The sequence below is a fragment of the Streptomyces sp. GbtcB6 genome, assembly GCF_019091475.1.
Classification (GTDB): Bacteria; Actinomycetota; Actinomycetes; order Streptomycetales; family Streptomycetaceae; genus Streptomyces; species Streptomyces hyaluromycini.
Window position 1 is genome coordinate 93,975 of record NZ_JAGXJL010000010.1, and the last position, 18,715, is coordinate 112,689.

The following is an 18,715-nucleotide window of genomic DNA, read 5'->3' on the forward strand; positions in this document are numbered from 1 at the left end:
ATGAACCTGGACTCCCTGGGCTCCATGGGCGGGCTCTTCTCCACCGAGGTCCTCTACTCGCTCGGCTGCGGAGTCGCCGCCGGCGGCGGGCTCGCGCTGCTGATCCTGGCGATCCGCGGTCTGCCCGCCAAGCCCGACCACGAGAAGCAGAAGGCCAACGAACGGGCCGCCGAGCTCATCCGGTTCGCCGGCCAGCGCGGCTCCCTTGCCGCCATCATCGGGCTCGCCGTGCTGCTGATGACCCGCTGGGCGGTGGCCGGCATCGCCGCCGGCGTCCTGGTCTTCTTCTGGGACAAGCTGTTCGGCGGCGCCGCCGAGGAGCGGGCCGCGATGAAGCGCGTGGAGGCGCTCGCCTCCTGGACCGAGTCGCTGCGCGACACGATCGCCGGCGCGGTCGGTCTGGAGCAGGCCATCCCGGCCTCGGCCCGTGCCGCCGCGCCCATCCTGCGGCCGCACCTGGACGCCCTCGTCGACCGGCTGCGCGCCCGCACCCCGCTGCCGGACGCCCTCCAGCACCTCGCCGACGAGATCGACGACGCGTCCGCCGACATCATCGTGGCGGCACTCATCCTCAACGCCCGCCTCCGCGGCCCCGGTCTGCGCCAAGTGCTGGGCGCCCTGGCCAAGTCGGCGCGCGAGGAGGTCGACATGCGCCAGCGCGTGATGGCCCAGCGGGCGTCCACGCGGCGCTCGGTGCAGATCGTCGTCGCCGTCTCCGTCGCGTTCGTCCTCGGCCTCGCCGTCTTCAACCGCGACTTCGTCTCGCCGTACGGCACCGCCGTCGGCCAGCTCGTCCTCGCCCTGGTCTGCGGGCTGTTCGCGCTCGGCTTCTGGTGGCTGCGCAAGCTGTCCACCATCGAGACCCCGGAACGGTTCCTGGTCCGAGACCAGTCCTCCGTGCAGTTCGTACGACCGCCCCGTACCGCTCCCGGCCAGCAGGGTCCGCCTGGTCAGCAGTCGCTGCCCACCGAGGAAGGAGTACGCCGGTGAACCTCACGATGCCGATCGTCGTCGGCGTGATCCTCGGACTGGGCGTCTACGCCCTGATCCGTGCCCTGATGCCGTCCAGGCGCAGCGCGGTCGCACAGGTCGCCCGGATCGACGCGATGCGGGCGCGCGGCGCGGCCTACGAGTCGGCGCGGCCGACGCAGGACACCGGCCGGTTGGGCTCCCTGCGCGCCGAAGTCGGCGCACGCGTCGCCGAGTTCTACCGGGAGCAGGGCTGGGAACAGCGCTCGCTCCGCGCCGACCTCGCCGTCCTGGACCGCAGCTGGGAGAAGTTCCTGGCGACCAAGGTGCTGCTCGCGACGGCCGGCCTGATCTTCGGGCCGTTCCTGTTCGCCGTCGTCTACACGATGGGCTTCGGGCACAGCCCGGTCATCCCGGTCTGGCTCTCCCTGGCCTGCGCGGCCCTGTTCTTCTTCCTGCCCGACCTGGAGGTACGACGGGACGCGGCCGAGAAGCGCCGGGACCTCAGGCGGGTCATCGGGGCGTACCTCGACCTGGTGTCGATGAGCCTCGCCGGCGGCCGCGGCCTGCCCGAGGCCCTGATGGCGGCCGCCGAGGTCTCCGACGGCTGGGCCAACCAGCGCATCCGCAACGCCCTCGCCGACGCCCGGATCACCGGCGTCAGCCAGTGGCAGGCGCTGGGCGCGCTCGGCGAGGAACTCGGCGTGGAGGAGCTCAAGGACCTCTCCGCCTCCCTCGCCCTGGTCGCGGACGACGGCGCCAAGGTCCGCGAGTCCCTCGCCTCCCGCGCCGAGACCATGCGCCACCGCGAACTCGCCGAGATCGAGGGCAGCGCGGGCGAGAAGTCCCAGTCGATGCTCGTCGCCCAGCTGCTGCTGTGCGCCGGCTTCCTGGTTTTCCTGATCTTCCCGGCGGCGATGCGGGTGTTCCAGGTGTGAGCTGACGTGAGCTGATTCGAGAACCTTCGCCTACTGCTGTTTCGAGAGGACAAGTCATCATGAACACACGGAACTTCAGCACCGGGATCCCGGCGGTGGACTTCCTGGTCACCTTCCTCCAGGGCCGGGTGCAGCGCGCCCGCTCCGGCGAACTCGACCGCGGCGCCTCCGCTGTCGAGTGGGTCATCATCTCCGCGGTCGTCGTGGCGATCGTCGGCGTGGTGGCCGCCATCATCAACGCCGCGCTGAGCGACGGCGCCAAGAAGGTCGGCGACTGCATCAAGGGCGCCAACGCCAGCGGAACCTGCTGAGCGGACGAGCGCGACTACGACGGGGATGACGGGATGACGGGGGTGACGGGGATGTCTGCGGGCGTGAGCAGTGGCCTGCGCGGCTGGGTACGCCGCCGTGCCGCCGCCGCGCGCGGTGACTCGGGCATGACGGCGATCGAGTTCGTGTTCCTCACCCCCGTCCTGTTCTTCATGATCTTCGCGACGGTGCAGTTCGCGCTGTACTTCTTCGCCGACCACGTGGCCCAGGCGGCGGCCCAGGCCGGCGCCCGCAAGGCCCGTGCCACCGCCGACGCGGAGCCGGGCGCCTGGCGCGGCGAGGCCCAGGACGTGGTCGACTCCTACATCAGCCAGCTCGGGCCGCAGCTGGTCCTGTCGCCCGACGTGAAGATGCTCCAGCCGGAACAGACCACGGTCGGCGTCGAGATCACGGCCCGCGTGCCGACGGTGTTCCCGGGCCTGGACCTGACGGTGCACGCGCAGTCGTCGGGACCGGTGGAGCGGTTCGTGGAGGACAGGAACTAGATGTCCTCCGTGCAGAAGAGAGCTCTGGACGACGACCGGGGGCTGTCCACCGTCGAGGTCGTCATCCTCGCCCCGGTCATGATCCTGTTCATTCTCGTCCTGGTCGCCTTCGGCCAACTCGTCGACGGGCGTGGGGCGATCGACGGCGCCGCGCGGGACGCGGCCCGCGCCGGGTCCATCCAGAAGGACCACGCCACGGCCATGTCGGAGGCCCAGAAGGCCGCCGAGGCCGACCTGTCGGACGTCTGCTCGGGGCCGGTCTCCGTCGTACAGACCAGCGCCGGCTTCCAGTCCGGCACCATCTTCACGGTCGAGGTGAGCTGCGAGGTGAGGGGTCTGGCGATGCTGGGCCTGGACATCCCGACGACCCTCTCCTCGACGTTCTCCTCGCCCCTCGACCCGCTCCGGAGGGCGGCATGAGCCTTGCGGTGCTGCGCAGTTGGTGGACCGCGCGCCGGCTCCGGCTCGACGACCGGGGCTCGGGCGCCGGTGCGGTCATCATCTTCGCCCTGGTCTTCCTCACCCTGTCCGCCTTCGTCATCGACGGCGGCCTGTCCATCTCCAAGCGCGAACGGGCCGCCGACATCGCGGAACAGGCGGCCCGTTACGCGGCCCAGGACATCGACCTGGACAAGCTGTACGAGAACCAGGGCGACGCGCCGATCAACTTCCAGGACTGCGACGCCCGGGTGAAGACCTTCGCCCGCGAGATGGACATGTCCACCGCCGACATCGCGGGCACGCACTGCGTCGCCGCCGACGCCCAGCAGGTCCAGGTCGAGGTCCAGTTGACGTACGAACCGGTCTTCACCGGCATGTTCTACGGCGGCGCGATCGTGGTACACGGCCAGGCGACGGCCGAGAACGAGGTCGGCTAGGCGGGTCCGTCGATATTTGCTGCGGTTCGACAGCGCCCCCGAAGGGGCGCGGGGCCGTATCCGATATGCGGCTACCGCCGCGTGGGCGCGACCAGCCACGACGACGCCGCAGACGGCAGACGGCAGACGGCAGACGGCACATCGCGGCACTTCCAGCGGAGCGCTCAGGCCTCGGGGTCGGAGGCGTCGGAGGCGGTGCGGCTGCTGTGGCCGTGGGTACGGTCCTTGCCGTTGCCGTTGCCGTTGCCGTTGCCGTGACCGTGCTGGGGTGGGCAGTCGTCGTCGGGCGGCGTGACCGGATCCGGGTCGGCCGGTGCCGGGGCGGGGTCCGTGACGGGCGGGGGGTCCACGGGAGTCGGGTACACCGGGTCCGCCGGGGGAGCGGGATCGGTCGGCTGCGTCGGCTCGGTCGGCGGTGCCGGGGGAGTGGGCTCCGGGTCCGTGGGCGCGGCGGGCGGTGTCGGCTCGGTGGTCACCGGGGGAGTGCCGCTCCCGTCCCCGTCGCCGTTCCCGTCGCCCCCTGGGGTGTTCCCGCCGGGATCCGCCGTCGAGCCGCCGTCGCTGCCGTTCGACGCCGGCGGTTGCGTCGCGGGCTCGGACGGGGAGACGACGGCCGCGGCGGTACCGCCGTCGTCCGCGTTCTGCTGCCGTACCGGCTCCCCCTCGCCCTGTCCGGGTGCCGTCGTCGGCCGGATGGCGGGCTCGTCCTGCGGGACCACCGGCTGTTCGGCCACCGGTGCCTGTGTCACCGGCGCGTCGGCGACCGGTGTCCGCTGGGCGGGGACCGAGGGGGACTGGCCGGGGCCGAGTATCAGCACCAGCGCCGCCGCACCGGCCGCCATCGCGCCCGCCGCGACCGCCAGCGGCGCCTTCGTACCGCCGACACCGGTGGCCTGCCGTACGCCGTGCAGCAGCCCGCTCGCGCCCCCGCCCGCGTGACCGCCCGCCGCGGCCCCGGCCGCGGTCAGGGTCAGCAGGAACTTGCCGGCCGTGCCGCCCACCGCGAAGACCAGCAGGGCCGGGCCGACGAGGGCGGGGAGCCGGTCGTTGGCGCTCATCAGCGCGGCGAGCCGGGTCCGGCAGTCCGCGCAGGTGTCCACATGGCCCAGCAGGCGGTCGGACTGACGTTCCGTCGCGGCGCCCCGCACGTACGCGGGCATCCGGCTCCAGTGGACCTGGCAGGCGGGGTCGTCCGGGGCTCCGGTCTGGGTACGCAGGAAGGCCTGCCGCATCCCTTCCCGGGCGCGGTGCAGCAGTACGGCGGTGGCGCCCTCCTTGGTGCCCAGCTGCGGACCGATCTGCGCCAGCGGCTGGCCCTCCGCCTCGGCCAGCCACAGGGCCTTGACCCAGCGTTCGGGCAACTGGGCCAGGACGCGCACGAGCAGGTCGACGGCGGAGACCTGCTCGGCGGGGTCGTCGCCGTGGTGGCCGGACTCGGCCTGCTCGTCGGCGTGCGGGTCGCGGGGCGTCTCGCGCGCGGCACCGTTCGCGGCGTACGCGAGATGCCGGACGGTCGTCGTCAGGTACGCCGACACGTTGTCGATCCCGTGCCCCTCGGCCAGCCGCCGCCAGACCCTGAAGTGCGCCTCGGCGACGAGGTCTTCGGCGAGCCAGGCGTTCCGGGTGAGGGAGCGGGCGTACGCGACGAGGCGCGGCTGCTGTTCCTCGTAGATCCGGGCATAGGCGGTGGCGCTGATCACTGCAGAGGAACCGTCGTGCATGGCGGAACGCTCCAGTTGCCGGCTGTGGGGCGGGAGAAGGTTTGTCAGAGTAGATGACGAAACTTTCAAGCAAAGTTTCAAGCCCACCGGAAAGTGACACATGTCACTCAAGTCACTTGTGTTTTCGGCGTAATGAGCCCGTCGCCAGGCGCTCTCACTTGTACGACGGCCCACCACGCACCCCCCCCCGGAGACGACCCGTGCCCATCACGCTGGAGCAGCCCACCGGCGCCCGCCTGCTCACCGCCGACGAACAGGAGGTGGCGGTCCCCGCGACCCTCCGCTACACCTCGGCCGACCCGCAGGCCGTGCACTTCGTCTTCCCGCCGTGGATCTCCCTGGACGGCGAGGAGGTCACCTGGACCTTCGCGCGGGCCCTGCTGGAGGAAGGCCTGGAGGGCCCCGCCGCGCTCGGCAACGTGCAGGTGCGCCCGTACGGCCCGTCGCGCACGGTCGTGGAGTTGCGCGCGGAGGAGGGCGTGGCGGCGATCAGCTTCCCCACCTCGGCCCTCACCCGCTTCCTGCTGTCGTCGCTCCGGGTGTGCAGCTGAAAACGAGGCCGGCGGGGGCGGATGACCGCGAACCGGGGGATGGCGGGGGATTGTGCGGGGTGTGTGGAGGGGGCGTGTACGGGCCGGGTGGTGGCAACTCCGGTCAATGGTGCACCGGTTGGTGAAAGGGGATGATTCAGGCGGCCGTTCGCCGTTCTTCCCCTTCGACGCTGTCGGTCCCAGTCAATAGGATCGTCAGGGGGACCTCGACAGGCTCGGTGCGCCCCCGGCCCACTCCTTCCACACACGACCCCGGGACACCCGCCATGGCGCGACGCAGCACATCAAGCTCGACGGGAAGACCGACGGGGACCGCTCCGTCGGGTCCGCGTAACCGGACCCCGCAGCCGGTGCGGTTGCGGCGGCGTACGTTCGGGGACGTCGTCAAGGCGTTCCTCGCCTTCGTGGTGCTGCTCGTCCTCGTCGTCGGCGTCCCCGGCGCCCTCGCCGTGACCGTCGGCTGGCCGCTGCCGCGCACCGCGCCCAGCATGGACTGGCTGTCGCAGCCGATCGGCGTCGAGACGTTCCTGTACGCGCTGACGGTCGTCGTCTGGCTGGCCTGGGCCCAGTTCACGGCCTGCGTGCTCGTGGAGGTCAAGGCCGCCGTCTCCGGCGTCGGCCTGCCCGGCCGGGTCCCCGGCGCCGGCCCCAGCCAGCTGCTCGCCCGGCAGCTGGTCGCCGCCCTGCTGCTGGTCGGCGCCACCGCCGCCAGCCTCACCCCGGGCCTCTCGCAGCTCGGCCACAGCATGGAGGGCAACCAGAAGGGCACGGTGGCCGCCGCCCAGGCGACCCCCGGCATCCTCGCCCAGCAGCAGGCGCAGGCGAAGAGCACCGCCGCCGCCCTCGCCGAGCAGGCCGGCCATGTCTCCGCCCAGGCCGAGCACGGCTCCACCGCCGCGCACGGCGCGACGAAGTACTACCGGATCCAGCCGCCCGAGGGCCGCCACCACGACTCCCTGTGGGAGATAGCGCAACGCCACCTCGGCGACGGCCGCCGGTACAAGGAGATCTACGAGCTCAACAAGGACCGCATCCAGCCCGACGGCTCCCGGCTCTCCGAGGCGAGCCTCATCCGCCCCGGCTGGATCATGGAGATGCCCGGCGACGCACACGGCGGCGAACTCGTCGAGAACCCCGACGCGCACGTCTCCCCGGAGGTCCAGCAGCAGATCGGCGACTACGCGAAGACCGGCGACCACGCCCAGCACCAGCAGCAGCACCAGGAGCAGGGCGGCGGACAGCACGCGGACCAGGACGGCGCCACCGCCCAGATCACCGTGCCGAGCCAGCGCCCGGCCGGCGACAACACCGGCACCCCCGCCGCACACGGGACCTCCGCGCACTCCTCCGCTTCGTCCTCCTCTTCCTCCTTCGGTCTGTCCGAGGCCCTCCTCGGCGCCCCCCTCCTCGCCGCCGGCCTGCTGGCCGCCCTCGGCCTCCGGCGCCGGCAGGCCCTGTGGCAGTCGGCGCTCGGTGCCGTAGGCGGCCGCCGCGGCATGGAGCCGCCGATCCCGACCGGCGACGCCCAGGACGTACAGGACGCGCTGCTGGTCGGCGCGGACCCGGAGGGCGTACGGCTGCTCGACCGGTCGCTCCGCGCACTCGCCGCCGCCCTCACCGCCGAGTCCCGCTCGCTGCCCGTCGTCTACGCGGCCTGGCTCAGCCACGGCGATCTGCATCTGCAACTCGCCCAGCCGGCCGGCAAACCCCCGGCGCCCTGGCAGCTCGGCCAGGACCAGACGTTCTGGACGCTGTCCCGCGCGGACGCCGAGCGCTACGAGGACACCGACGCCGCGGCCCCGTACCCCGGTCTGGTCAGCCTCGGCACCATGGACGACTCGCGGCTGCTGCTCAACCTGGAGGCCGTGCCCGGCATCGTCTCGCTGAGCGGCCGCGAGGCCGACCGGGCCGCCGTGTTCGCCTCCGTCGCCGCCGAACTCGCCACCAACGGCTGGTCGGACCGTATGACCATCACGCTCGTCGGCTTCGGCGCGGACCTCACCCCGCTCGCCCCCAACCGGCTGCGCCATCTCGACGACGTGGAGGCGCTGTTCGAGACGATGGAGGCGGAGACCCGGCAGCGGCGCGGCGCGCTGGGCGCCGCCGACCACCACTCGGTCCTCACCGGCCGGACCGGGCCCGCCCAGCACACCCGCTGGGCGCCGAACCTGGTCCTCCTCGCCACCCAGCCGTCCGCCGAGGACGCGCTGCGCCTGGCCGAACTCGCCGCGGACGCCAGCCGGCTGGGCATCGGCTACCTGGTCGGCACCGAGAGCGACGACCTGGCCGGCGCCGCCTGGGCGATGGAGATCACCCCGGACGGCAGGCTCCTCGCCCCGCTCCTCGGCCTCGAACTCCAGGCCCAGCTGCTGCCCGCCGTCCAGCAGCGCGCGGTCGTCGAACTCTTCGTGGAGGCCGACCCCGAGCGCGACCCGGACGGCCCCACCACCACCCCGCCGTTCCTCGTCGACATCAGCGAACAGGGCCGTCCCGCGGTGTACGCGCGGCTCGTCGGGCCGTACGAGATCATGGGCCTGGACGCCCCCGACGGCGAGCGCAGCGCCCTCCTCCACGAGGCGCTGGCGCTGCTCCTCCTGCACCGCGAGGGCGTGCACCCGCGCGTGCTGTCGTCCGCGCTGTGGCCGCGGGGCGTGCCGGAGGACGTCCGCGACGCCCTCCTGGAGCGGCTGCGCGGCTGGCTCGGCACCGACCCCGACGGCGGCGCCCGGCTGCGCTCCGACGCGGCCGGCCGTCTCACGCTCGCCAAGTCGGTCGTCTCCGACCTGGACGTCCTGCGCTCCCTGTACCACGAGGCCACCCAGGGCAAGGGCGTCGACAGCCGGGCGGTCCGCGGCCGCCTCCTCACCGACGCGCTCGTCCTGGTGCGCGGCCCGCTGCTCGCCGACCGCGCGGAGGGCCGCTACCGCTGGCTCACCCACGAGATCATCGACGCCCAGCTCCCGCTCCTCGTCGCCGACATCGGCCTCGCGCTGTCCGCGTTCCACCTGGAGAAGGACCGCGCGGAGAAGGCGATCGAGGCGCTCGGCGCGGCGCTGCGGACCGCCTCGGCGGACGAGCGCCTCTGGAACGAGCTGCTGCGCGCCACGCACGCCACCGGCGACCCGGACCGGCTGCGCGCCCTCGCCGCCGACCTCGTCACCCGCAGCGGCGCGCGCGGCCTGCCCCCGCGCACCGAGGCCCTCCTCGACGAGCTCCTCCCGACCTGGCGCGACGGCGCCGCCGCGACGGGATGACGACCGCCCTGGACCTCGCCCTCCCGGCCGCCGCCGCCCTCTGGGGCGCAGCGGCCGGGTCCCTGCTGCCCCGCGCCGCGTACCGCTTCTCGGCCCCGGCGGGGGAGGACTGGCGAAAGACGTGCCCGGCGGGCCACCCCATCAGGGGCTGGCTGGGCCCCACACACTGCCGCGACTGCCCGACAGACTCCCCGGCCCAGGCACCCGCACCCACCCCCGACGACGAACCGGTGGCCGCCGACGGCGAGAACGCCCCACAGGGGCCACCCGCACCCGACAACGAAACTCGCACGGGTGATGCGGGTGGGAGCACCAAATCCGCAACCACCCACGCACCCGCACCCGCACCCGCCCCCCTCGCCCTGGCCACCGCCCTCGTCTGCGCAGCCCTCGCCCTGGCCACGGGCACCCGCCCCGAACTCGCCGTCTGGCTGCTGCTGGCCCCCGTCGGCGTGCTGCTCGCCGTGGTCGACTTCCGCGTCCAGCGCCTCCCCGACCCCCTCACCCTCCCCTTCGCCGCCGCGGCCCTCGCTCTCCTCGGCGTGACCGCCCTGCTCCCCGAGCACGCCGGCGACTGGCTCACCTCCCTCTACGCGGCCCTCGCCCTGGGCGGCGCCTACTTCGTCCTCTTCCTCATCAACCCCGGCGGCATGGGCTTCGGCGACGTCAAGCTCGCGCTCGGCGCGGGCGCCGCCCTCGGCTGGTACGGCTGGCCCACCGTGCTGCTCGGCACCTTCGCCGGCTTCCTGTTCGGCGCCCTGTACGGCGGCGCGCTCGTCGTCGTACGGCGGGCCGGGCGCAAGACGGCGATCGCGTTCGGACCGTTCCTGATCGCGGGAGCGTTCGCGGGGCTGCTGGTCGGCGCGTACAGCGGCGTCTAGTTTCCGATGTCCTTTTCTCGGATGTACGGGCGTGCTTGCGTTGTCCTGCCGCGTGGCCCACTGCCTGGCGGGGGTACGAGGCCTGTCCCTGCAGACCATTGCCGAACCGTGAGCACTCGACTCGGCCGCAGTCTGTCCCGGCTTGCGGACAGAATGTGACGGACGCCGGTATTTCGCCCACCCGGGGGCCCCACTGACCGTCCTGCTGCATAGCGAATTCGCGATCCACAGGTCGACATGGCCCGAGCGCACCCCAACAAGATCGTGTGACGAGCTCGTGGGAGGTTCCCCGGATCCGGAAGAGCTGCACTGGATCCTGACCCACACCGCGCGTGGGGGATGGATTTCATAAAGAAAGGGGCCGTACCGCCCGAGAAGTGCGCGTCGGCCACTTCTGCGAGGATTCCTGAAGGCGGCTTCGTCCGTGACCTCGGGCGCTGTTGATGATAATCGGTCAGTCGATTCACGCCACGAGGGCCGAAATTTGCCGACTGGCCTTGGTCAATGATTCCGTTGCCGTGACTGGCAGGGAACACTCGGCAAGGTGGGCGCAGGCCGTGGCGTCCGACCCGGCCACGTGACGAGACCAGGCCAAGGATTCCGCAGGTCGCGTCGGTGTTTCATATGCGATCCCGGGTGAGACCGCAGGGTTCGGGTGACACCCCGCCGACAGGGTCTCCGGCAAACTGGTGGGGGCCGGATCCCCGCGCCGCTCGGTGGAGCGCAACCGCAGATTTCTCGCCATATTCGAGGATGCGGTTTATAGCTGTGGTTGCCGGCGAAGTGGGTCGAGTAGTCATACAAGCGGTGCGGGACGTGCTGTAGTTGAGTGGTTGACAGGTCCTGTGGGTAATCAGGTACCGTCGACGGTCAAGCGGGGGCAGAACGGGGATGAACCGGGGGTTCGGGGTAAGGGTCGGCACTAGTTGTGCGACCGCAGTACCCCTTTACTTGAAAGCCTGTGCTCTCTCATCTGTTCGACCGCCTGGGTAAGCAGTAAGAACATATTCGAGCGAGTGCGAGCATTTCGGGGAGTGGTCGTCATCGTCGGGTGTCTCTGGTGAGTGCAGGCAGTCCGGAGAATCATCAGAAGTCGGATTCTCTTTCATTGGCGTTGTCCGGCGAGAGACCGACTCGTGAACTAGTCTCACGTTTCACGGGGATTGGTCTCGTACGAGGTGAGTATGTTTTCCGGGCGCTGGAGCTGTATCCGACGCATCCAGTTGCACAGGAACAGCTGTTCGCCTATCTCGACGAGCTCTTTATGCTCTCGTCGGGGCCGGTCGTCTATCGCACGATGGAGGTCACGGCGGCCGAGGCGAACACCCTCAAGGGCGTCGAAGAGGTAATCCACGAGGATGTCCACGCGCTCATGGGCGTGCGCGGAGTGCGCCGTCACATCAGGCATCCGGCCAGTCTCTCGGCAGAGCTGCAGGTGTTACGTGAGATTCACCGGCGCCACCCGAACCTGATCGTCATCGCCCCTTTCGTCTCCGCTGTGGACGAGTACCTGTGGTTCCGGGACAAGGTGCTGACGGAAGTGGGGCCGGACTGCCGAGTGGGAACGATGATCGAGACGCCGGCCGCCGTGCTGGACGCCGCGTCACTCATCGCCGCCGGTGCACGACACGTCGTTGTCGGCACCAACGACCTGGGCAGCCTGCTGGCGGCACGACCTCGGGTGCCGGACGTCAACACCGAACTGGGTCCGGGGCTGGCCCGGGCGCTGAGCCTCGTCCGCGAGGCGAGCGTCGCAGACGATTACCAGATGCACGTGGCCGGCTACCTGACGCCGCCACTGATGGAGGCGGCGCTGCGGAGCGGCGCCGACACGTGTGTCGTGCATTACTCCGACCTGCCGCGGCTGCTCGGCGAGGCGTACGCCGATATCCCGCACTTGGACCATCTTGCCGAGGTCAAGAAGCGGACGCGTGCCGCGATTGCCGAGCAAGCGAGGAACAACCGGGCCGAAGGGTGGAACGAAGATGTGCGGTCTAGCAGGATTGGCGACTCTCGGATCGGTGGATTCCCGGTCGACCGACCATGAACTGGAAGCGGTCAGTGCCATGCTCGACGCGCTGAGCCGCCGCGGCCCCGACGGACGGGTCATGGTGCGCGACAGCTCCGCGATCATGGGATTCACTCGACTCGCCCTGGTCGCACCCGAGGACGGCGATCAGCCGTTTGTGTCTGCGGACGGCCAGATCGTCCTCATGGCGAACGGCGAGGTCTACAACCATCGCGAGCTGGAGGCGTCGCTGCCGGATATTCGGCTGCGCACCAAATCGGACTGCGAAATCCTGCTCCACTTGTACGAGCGGAGGGGGCTGGACTTTCTTGACGATGTGTGCGGGATGTTCGCGCTGGTCATTCACGATCGCCGCCGCGATGAAGTCATCTTCGCGCGGGACCGATTCGGCATCAAACCGATGTACCACGCGGTCTCGGGTGGTCGGCTGGTCTTCGCCTCGGAGCTGAAAGCAGTCGCCCGCTCGTCCCGGATCGACATGCGCTTCGACTGGGACGCCGCTCTGCACAACCGTCAACTGGCGGCCGAACCCTCGCTCGCGCGCAACAGGTTGGATTCGTTCGTCGTCGGCGTGCACGCCACCCCCGCCGCGACCATCGAGACGATCGACCTGCGCAGCGGCGCCATGACCTCCCGGCGGTACTGGCAACTCCCGGACTTCGGCGGTTTGGACGTGCCCGTCGACCTCGACCGGGACTTCGCAGCGGAGTATCGCGCGCTGGTGGCCGCGGCGGTTGCCGACTGCGCCACGGCCGACGCGGACGTCGGTCTCCTGCTCAGCGGGGGCCTTGACTCCGCCGTCGTGGCCGCGCTCGCCGCGCGTGCGGGCAAGACTTTCACGGCGTTCAGCGCGGTCACGCCCGGCACGCTGATGAACGGGGACGCCGAGGCCGCTCAGCGGCTGGCCGCGAGCCTCGGGGTGGACCTGCGCCTGGTGGCCCTGCCGCCTCGTCTGTACCCGACCGCGGGGGAGTGGCTGCAGCTGCTGGCCGGTACGGAGACGCCGTTCTGCGGGCCCGAACAGTGGTTCAAGCACAACCTGTACATCGAGGCCAAGCGCACCAACCCGGCTCTGAAGGCCATGTTGCTCGGCCAGGCGGCGGACGAGTTCAACGGGGGATACGCCACTGCGATCGCCAACGCCGACGACTGGCCGATGTTCGAGCAGGCGCTGCACAGCATGAGCCAGAACACGCGCCTGCTGTCCGACGGCCGGCTCAACGGATGGCAGGGCGGTGCGGGCTCGTACCTGCGGTCGGTGGCGGAGGGCGACGGGGCCCGTCACTACGCGGACTTCGTGCGGACGAAGTACGAGGACATCCAGCAGTACAACAACTGGCACGAGGACCGCGTCGCGGCGATGCACGGTGTCGAGGCACGGGTGCCGTTCCTCGACCACCGGATCATCGAACTCCTGGGCCGCATTCCGCGCGCGCGGCATGCGGAGCTGCTGTGGGACAAGGCGATCGCTCGGCAGGCCTTCCAGGACGTCCTGCCGAGCGGTCTTGCGGATCGCCCGAAAATCTCGTTCTACCGCGGTGTCGGTGAAGGGCTCGTGCAACAGCAGACCCTCGCCATGCTGACCGGCGAACGCCGGGCCCTGCTGGAACGCGCCCTGGACAGCGTCGGTGGCAAGGAGCACCTGCGGCCGGACGCCATCGTGTCGGCCGTCGGCCGGGCCGTCGACGGCGATCGCGGTGTGGACGTCGATCTGCTGCTGCGCCTGGTCAACATGGCGCTGCTGGACGACATCGTCGCCTCGGGCTTTGCGGAGTACGAGTTGGATCCGCCGGCCTATTCGACGGAGGAGCCCGCGCTGGTGGAGACGGACCTCGACACGTCCAGGCACTCGGTGTTCCTCGGCCTGCTGGGCGGTGTCGACACCTTGGTGCGGACCGCTCCCGGTGTCGACTTCGCGCGGTCCGACGACAACGTGACGCTGGTGATCGTCGACGGCACGATCGAGTACACCGTCGACGAAGACGAGCGGTGGATTGTGGAGTTGCTGCAGCGGGCCGTGGAGACCACGTCGGTCTCCGACCTGGTCGACGGGTGCGCGGGGCCGGAGCGGACACGGGTTGAGCTGCAGGTCGACGAACTGATCGCCGGTGGCCTGCTCCAGTGTCCGGAGGTACTCCGATGACCGGGCGACTGGAGCAGACGCTGACCGTATTCGCCACGGACCTGCCGGATCCGCCCACGGTCTTCGAAGGCGGGTCCACGGTGCGCGGCTGGGCCAACCAGCACAGCGACCGCGACCTGTACGCGATCTTGCCGCAGGTTCACGAGCCCGCCGACGGGCTGTTCACGAAGATTCCGTGCGGTGCGGCCGACGGCCACTTCTACCGGCGTGCGCTGGCGGACGGCGACGACGTCGGGGACCTGCAGGTGTGGCGGGAGACGCAGGTGGAGTCGCTGTTTTCGGCCATGCACATCAGTGAGGTGCACGAGAACCGTGCGGTGGGTGTCACGCTGACGAACTACGAGGTCGACTTCCTCGGCCGGCTTTGGCACGGTCAGCCGATCAGCGGAGGGGACAACGTCGCGCGGTGGCAACGACGCCTGCACGCCTCCGACGCCCGCCAGGTCATGGCCGACCGATGCCTGCGGCTGTCGGACAACGCGGTCGAGGACGCTGTCGGCCAGTTGGAAACCGGTGATATCAAGAGCGCGACCCTCGCGACGCTGCGCGCCCACGGGCACTCGGTGGACGCGGCTTTGGCGGTGTGCGGGGAGTTCAGCGCGTCCAGCAAGTGGCGCGCCCGCCGGGTCGAGGAGGCTCGGCCGACCCAGTTCACCCTGGACGAGTACTGGGCGGTCGAGACCTTGCGCGACTATCACAAGGACCCCGAGGCCTGGATCGAGAGCGTGCTCGTGACCTGTCAGAACATCGCCGCGTCGATCGAGCTGTGACCGCGATGGCAGGGCAGTTCAGGCGCACGCTGCGGACCCGGTTACGGCGAGTCGACGGGGTGCTCCACCTGACGCTGGACGACCGGGACATTGCCCTCGACGAAACCGCCGAGTTCCTGTGGCACCGACTCGCCGCTCAGGTGACGGTCGAGGAGCTTGCCGAGGCCGTCGCCGCCGAGTACGGAATCACTCCCGACGAGGTTCGCTCCGACATCTCCGAGGCCGTCGCCAGTCTGGTGGAGGCGGGATTTGTTCAGGAGAGGAGCCGTTCTTGAGCGTCGACGAGTACCGCAGTGCCTTCGTACGGTGGGACAGCCAGGCCAGTGTGCGAACGAAGCCGTTGCGGGAGGCGACCGAGGCGAGGGACTTCTACTACCCGCCGGAACTGGTGACCGGGCACGAGGTGCTCCGGTCGTCACTGGGCCCCGAGCAGGTGCGACGGCTGCTGACCCTGCATCTGTACGCGTACCTCGACTTCACCGTGCAACTGGAGTCGCTCGTCGTCCTCCCGGTGACCACCCTGCTGGGCACCGGGCGGTCCGGGCTCGAACTGCCGATCGCGATGCGGCGCGACGCGATGGCGATCACCACGGACGAGGCGTGGCATGGGCAGTTCACCTTCGATCTGATCGAGAGGATCGCCGACCAGACGGGCGTGCCGCCATGCCTGCCGGAGACATATGAGTTCCAGCGCGTGCGCGGGCGACTGCGGGAATCGATTGAGCCGACCCTGCGCCCCGCGTTCGACCTGCTGATCACGTACGTCAGCGAGACCTTGATCTCGACGAAGCTGCTGATGCTGCCGCGGGACGAGCGGCTTCCGACCTATGTCCGCGAGGTGGTCGCCGACCACGGTCAGGACGAGCGGCGCCACCACGCGTACTTCCGGGCGCTGCTGCCGCACTTCTGGCGGTCCCTCGGCATGCGTGACCGGGCCGTCCTCGGCGCGCTGATCCCGGAGATGATCGTCGCGTTCCTCGGCCAGGACGAGGCGATGGAACGGCACTGCCTGACTGAGGCCGGGATGAGGCCGGACCGGGCGGCCGAGACGGTCCGCGGGTTCCGCGAGGTATTTGCCGCGGGGCGGTTGCTGCAGGACTCACGGGCCTGCGTGCGTTACCTGGTGGAACTGGGCGCCGTCAATCAGGACATGATCGAGGAGAGGTTGGCGGCATGACGGATGCGACCGACCGGCCCACCATTCGGAGTCTGCTGCGGGACGCCGACGTGCGGCGGCTCTGCCTGAGCAACCTGGTCCGCACCGTCGGCACAGGCCTGGTGCTGTCTCTGACGACTCTCTACTTCGTCTCCGTGGTCAAGGTGTCGCCCGCCCAGCTCGGCATCGGGCTCACCATCGCCGGGCTCCTGGCCCTCCTGGTGTCCTATCCGGCCGGGGTGGCAGCGGACCGGTTCGGTGCCCGGACCATGACGGTGGCGGCCGGTATGACGCAAGGCCTTGCGACGGCCTCGTACGCCCTGGTCACGAGCGTGCCCTGGTTCATGGTCGCAGCCTGCGCGGTCGCAGTCGCGGAGGCCGCGGCCACCTCCGCGCGTGGCGCCCTGGTCAGCCAGGTGCTACCGCGCGCTACCCGCGCCGGCGCCCGGGGACTGATGCGGGCGACCAACAACGTGGGCCTGACCGTCGGCGCGGGCCTGGGCGCCCTCGTCCTGCTCGACCCGGTCCGGACGTCCTTCGTGGTCGGGCTGCTCGGTGCGGGGCTGATGCAGATCGGCGGGGCGCTGGTGTGCCTGCGGTTCCGCGAGGTGGCCTCGGAGACGGACCGTTCCCAGGTCACCGCCAAGGGCCATCGCGATCTGCCGGTGCTGGGACTGGTGCTGGTCAACGGAGTGCTGGCGATGAACCAGGGCGTGCTGTTCGTCGTCCTGCCGGTCTGGCTGGTCAGCCGCACGGACATCCAGGAGTCGTTCTTCTCCGGGATCATCGTCATCAACACGGTCTTCGTGGTGCTGTTCCAGACGAAGGTCGCCTGGGCCGGCGAGACGCTGGGCGGCGCTTCGCGGTCGCTCGTGGTCTGCGCCATCGGGCTTGGTGTGACCTGCCTGTTCTTCGGCGCGGCGGCCGATGTCGGCGTCGGCGCCGGAATCGCGCTGCTCGTGGTGGGGGCGGTGACCCATGTGGTCGCCGAGATGGCCCTGGCCGGCGGCTCCTGGGGCGCGGCCACCGCCCTGTCGCCGGACCATCTGCACGGCCAGTACCTCGGCCTGTTCTCCTCGGCGGCCCAGATCGGCAAGGCGCTCACGCCGGTGACGGCGCTGGCGCTGGTGTCAGCCCTGGGCGTCACCGGCTGGGTCATCCTGTCCGCGCTCTTCTTCGTGGCCGCCCTGCTCGTGCGGCCGCTGGTGAGGGCGGCTGTGCACAGTCGGGAACGGTACGTCGGTCAGGTCCTGGACACGGTCTAGCGGCCACCCGGTTCCACCACGCTCCGCGAGCACGGCCATTAACTCTCCATGACCGAATAAATGGAGAGATGTAAAGGCGGACGCCAAGGTGTTTTCGCTTGTCCGCATTCCAGATTTCCGCATGCCTGGATTCCAACCGAAAGCCGATCCTGTGAAATTCGCCAAGAGGCTTGCGGTCGAGTGGAATCCACGGTTAAGTTGAATTGAACGAATCAGAGGGGGGAGGTGATTAGTGTGAAGGCCTACAAGAAGCCGACCGTCACGTCCGTCGACCGCAAGGCGGTCATGCGCAGCGACGCCTGATCCTCGTTTTCTTGGTGCAGGGGGCGTGCAATGCATCGATTGGTGCGCCCCCTGCACCAACCAATATCTTGCGTGAAATGGGGTGAATGAGTCGATGCCGGAAAAGAAAACCGGCCTGCCGTCGGTGACGTTGAGTGGAGAACTGCCGACCGCGGACTTCCTTGCTCGGACCGGCGGAGTCGGTCTCATTCGCTCGGAGTACCTGGTCCGGCACGCCGGGACGTCCTGGGCCGGTGAGTCGACCCGCCGCTCGGTGGCGGACTACCTCCACGCGCTGTACGGCCGTGCCGGCGGTCTGCCGCTCTGGTACCGCTTCAGCGACCTGGAGGCGCGGGACGTGGCCGTGCTGCGAGACTCCTGCGGATCGGCCTTCGTCAGGGAGGACAACCCGATCATCGGAGTCCGTGCGCTGCGCCGTGGCGCGGCGGCCGGCTCCGACCTGCCCGACGAGTTGCGCACGATGGCCGCGCTGTCCCGGGACCTGCCGCAGCTGGGGCTGCTGGCACCGTTCGTCCGGGACGAACAGGAGGTCGCGGACTGGGCGGACGCGCTGCGGTCGGCGGGGTATGCGGGGGCACTCGGGGTGATGGTGGAGATCCCGAGCGCCGCGGCCCGCATCGAGCGGATCCTCGACACCGGCGTCACCTACGTCGTCGTCGGCATGAACGACCTCACCGGACTGACCCTGGGCGCCGCCCGCAGCACCGCATTGCACGACTACCGCCATCCGGCGGTCCTCGACCTCGTGCACCGGATCGTGGAGGTCGCCCGCCTGCGAGGCGTCACCGTTCGAGTGGCCGGCAACTTCGGACCGGAGCTGGTGGCGGCGCTGCCCGAGCTGACCGCGTCGGAGTTCTCGTTCCACTATCAGGACTGGGCCGATTTCAGGCCGGACGACGCACTGCTCGCCGCGCACGACAAAGACCTCGCGGCGGCGCTTCGGCTGGCCAGCGACGCACGGTTGATCGAAGCCGGGCTTCTCGACGCGGAGAATGCCGTAACGATTGCCGGAATGCGCCCGGCAACCATTGGTGGGTAGGTC

The 18,715-nt window shown here is 70.4% G+C and carries 17 protein-coding genes; 16 read left to right on the plus strand and 1 reads right to left on the minus strand.

The window, feature by feature from the left end:
* From KVT45_RS18745 to KVT45_RS18770, 6 genes are all read left to right on the plus strand, one after another.
* On the plus strand, nucleotides 1-990 hold the full coding sequence (locus tag KVT45_RS18745; RefSeq protein WP_254646998.1) for a type II secretion system F family protein: 990 nt from the start codon (nucleotides 1-3) through the stop codon (nucleotides 988-990).
* Nucleotides 987-1,907 (plus strand): type II secretion system F family protein, encoded by a 921-nt coding sequence (locus tag KVT45_RS18750; protein WP_217548917.1) that lies wholly within the window; start codon nucleotides 987-989, stop codon nucleotides 1,905-1,907. Before KVT45_RS18745 ends, KVT45_RS18750 begins: the two co-directional genes overlap by 4 nt.
* A gap of 59 nt (nucleotides 1,908-1,966) precedes the next feature.
* Entirely contained in the window at nucleotides 1,967-2,218 is a 252-nt protein-coding gene (locus tag KVT45_RS18755) for a hypothetical protein (protein ID WP_189266468.1), read from the plus strand.
* Nucleotides 2,219-2,281: 63 nt separating this feature from the next.
* Nucleotides 2,282-2,722 carry a TadE family protein gene (locus tag KVT45_RS18760; protein ID WP_217548919.1) on the plus strand — a complete coding sequence of 147 codons (441 nt, stop codon included), beginning with the start codon at nucleotides 2,282-2,284 and terminating at the stop codon, nucleotides 2,720-2,722.
* Complete coding sequence (locus KVT45_RS18765; RefSeq protein WP_089099554.1) at nucleotides 2,723-3,142, plus strand: TadE/TadG family type IV pilus assembly protein; 420 nt, start codon at nucleotides 2,723-2,725, stop codon at nucleotides 3,140-3,142.
* Entirely contained in the window at nucleotides 3,139-3,600 is a 462-nt protein-coding gene (locus tag KVT45_RS18770; protein ID WP_217548921.1) for a TadE/TadG family type IV pilus assembly protein, read from the plus strand. The genes KVT45_RS18765 and KVT45_RS18770 overlap by 4 nt, the downstream gene beginning before the upstream one ends.
* A 164-nt stretch (nucleotides 3,601-3,764) precedes the next feature.
* Here the strand turns inward: KVT45_RS18770 and KVT45_RS18775 are convergent, their stop codons facing one another.
* Nucleotides 3,765-5,321: a sigma-70 family RNA polymerase sigma factor gene (locus tag KVT45_RS18775; protein WP_217548923.1), complete on the minus strand. Its 1,557-nt coding sequence runs from the start codon at nucleotides 5,319-5,321 to the stop codon at nucleotides 3,765-3,767.
* Nucleotides 5,322-5,521: 200 nt separating this feature from the next.
* Here KVT45_RS18775 and KVT45_RS18780 point away from each other — a divergent pair, with 200 nt between their 5' ends.
* The 10 genes from KVT45_RS18780 (at nucleotide 5,522) to KVT45_RS18825 (ending at nucleotide 18,712) form a co-directional block, all read left to right on the plus strand.
* Nucleotides 5,522-5,872, plus strand: a complete 351-nt coding sequence (locus KVT45_RS18780) for an SsgA family sporulation/cell division regulator (RefSeq protein ID WP_089099551.1) — start codon at nucleotides 5,522-5,524, stop codon at nucleotides 5,870-5,872.
* A gap of 266 nt (nucleotides 5,873-6,138) precedes the next feature.
* A complete protein-coding gene (locus tag KVT45_RS18785) occupies nucleotides 6,139-9,126 on the plus strand; it encodes a hypothetical protein (RefSeq protein WP_217548925.1) in 2,988 nt (995 codons plus the stop codon).
* Nucleotides 9,123-10,007: an A24 family peptidase gene (locus KVT45_RS18790; RefSeq protein ID WP_217548927.1), complete on the plus strand. Its 885-nt coding sequence runs from the start codon at nucleotides 9,123-9,125 to the stop codon at nucleotides 10,005-10,007. Before KVT45_RS18785 ends, KVT45_RS18790 begins: the two co-directional genes overlap by 4 nt.
* A gap of 1,060 nt (nucleotides 10,008-11,067) precedes the next feature.
* Entirely contained in the window at nucleotides 11,068-12,054 is a 987-nt protein-coding gene (locus KVT45_RS18795) for a putative PEP-binding protein (protein WP_217548929.1), read from the plus strand.
* Nucleotides 12,029-14,179 (plus strand): asparagine synthase (glutamine-hydrolyzing), encoded by a 2,151-nt coding sequence (gene asnB, locus KVT45_RS18800; protein WP_217548931.1) that lies wholly within the window; start codon nucleotides 12,029-12,031, stop codon nucleotides 14,177-14,179. Before KVT45_RS18795 ends, asnB begins: the two co-directional genes overlap by 26 nt.
* The gene (locus KVT45_RS18805) at nucleotides 14,176-14,949 is read left to right on the plus strand and encodes a hypothetical protein (protein ID WP_217548932.1); all 774 of its coding nucleotides are present in this window, start codon (nucleotides 14,176-14,178) and stop codon (nucleotides 14,947-14,949) included. Before asnB ends, KVT45_RS18805 begins: the two co-directional genes overlap by 4 nt.
* A 59-nt stretch (nucleotides 14,950-15,008) precedes the next feature.
* Complete coding sequence (locus KVT45_RS18810) at nucleotides 15,009-15,224, plus strand: PqqD family protein (RefSeq protein WP_217548934.1); 216 nt, start codon at nucleotides 15,009-15,011, stop codon at nucleotides 15,222-15,224.
* A complete protein-coding gene (locus KVT45_RS18815) occupies nucleotides 15,221-16,126 on the plus strand; it encodes a diiron oxygenase (protein ID WP_217548936.1) in 906 nt (301 codons plus the stop codon). Before KVT45_RS18810 ends, KVT45_RS18815 begins: the two co-directional genes overlap by 4 nt.
* Nucleotides 16,123-17,370 (plus strand): MFS transporter, encoded by a 1,248-nt coding sequence (locus tag KVT45_RS18820; protein ID WP_217548938.1) that lies wholly within the window; start codon nucleotides 16,123-16,125, stop codon nucleotides 17,368-17,370. The genes KVT45_RS18815 and KVT45_RS18820 overlap by 4 nt, the downstream gene beginning before the upstream one ends.
* Before the next feature lie 397 nt (nucleotides 17,371-17,767).
* Nucleotides 17,768-18,712 (plus strand): putative PEP-binding protein, encoded by a 945-nt coding sequence (locus KVT45_RS18825; protein WP_217548940.1) that lies wholly within the window; start codon nucleotides 17,768-17,770, stop codon nucleotides 18,710-18,712.
* Nucleotides 18,713-18,715 lie beyond the last annotated feature (3 nt).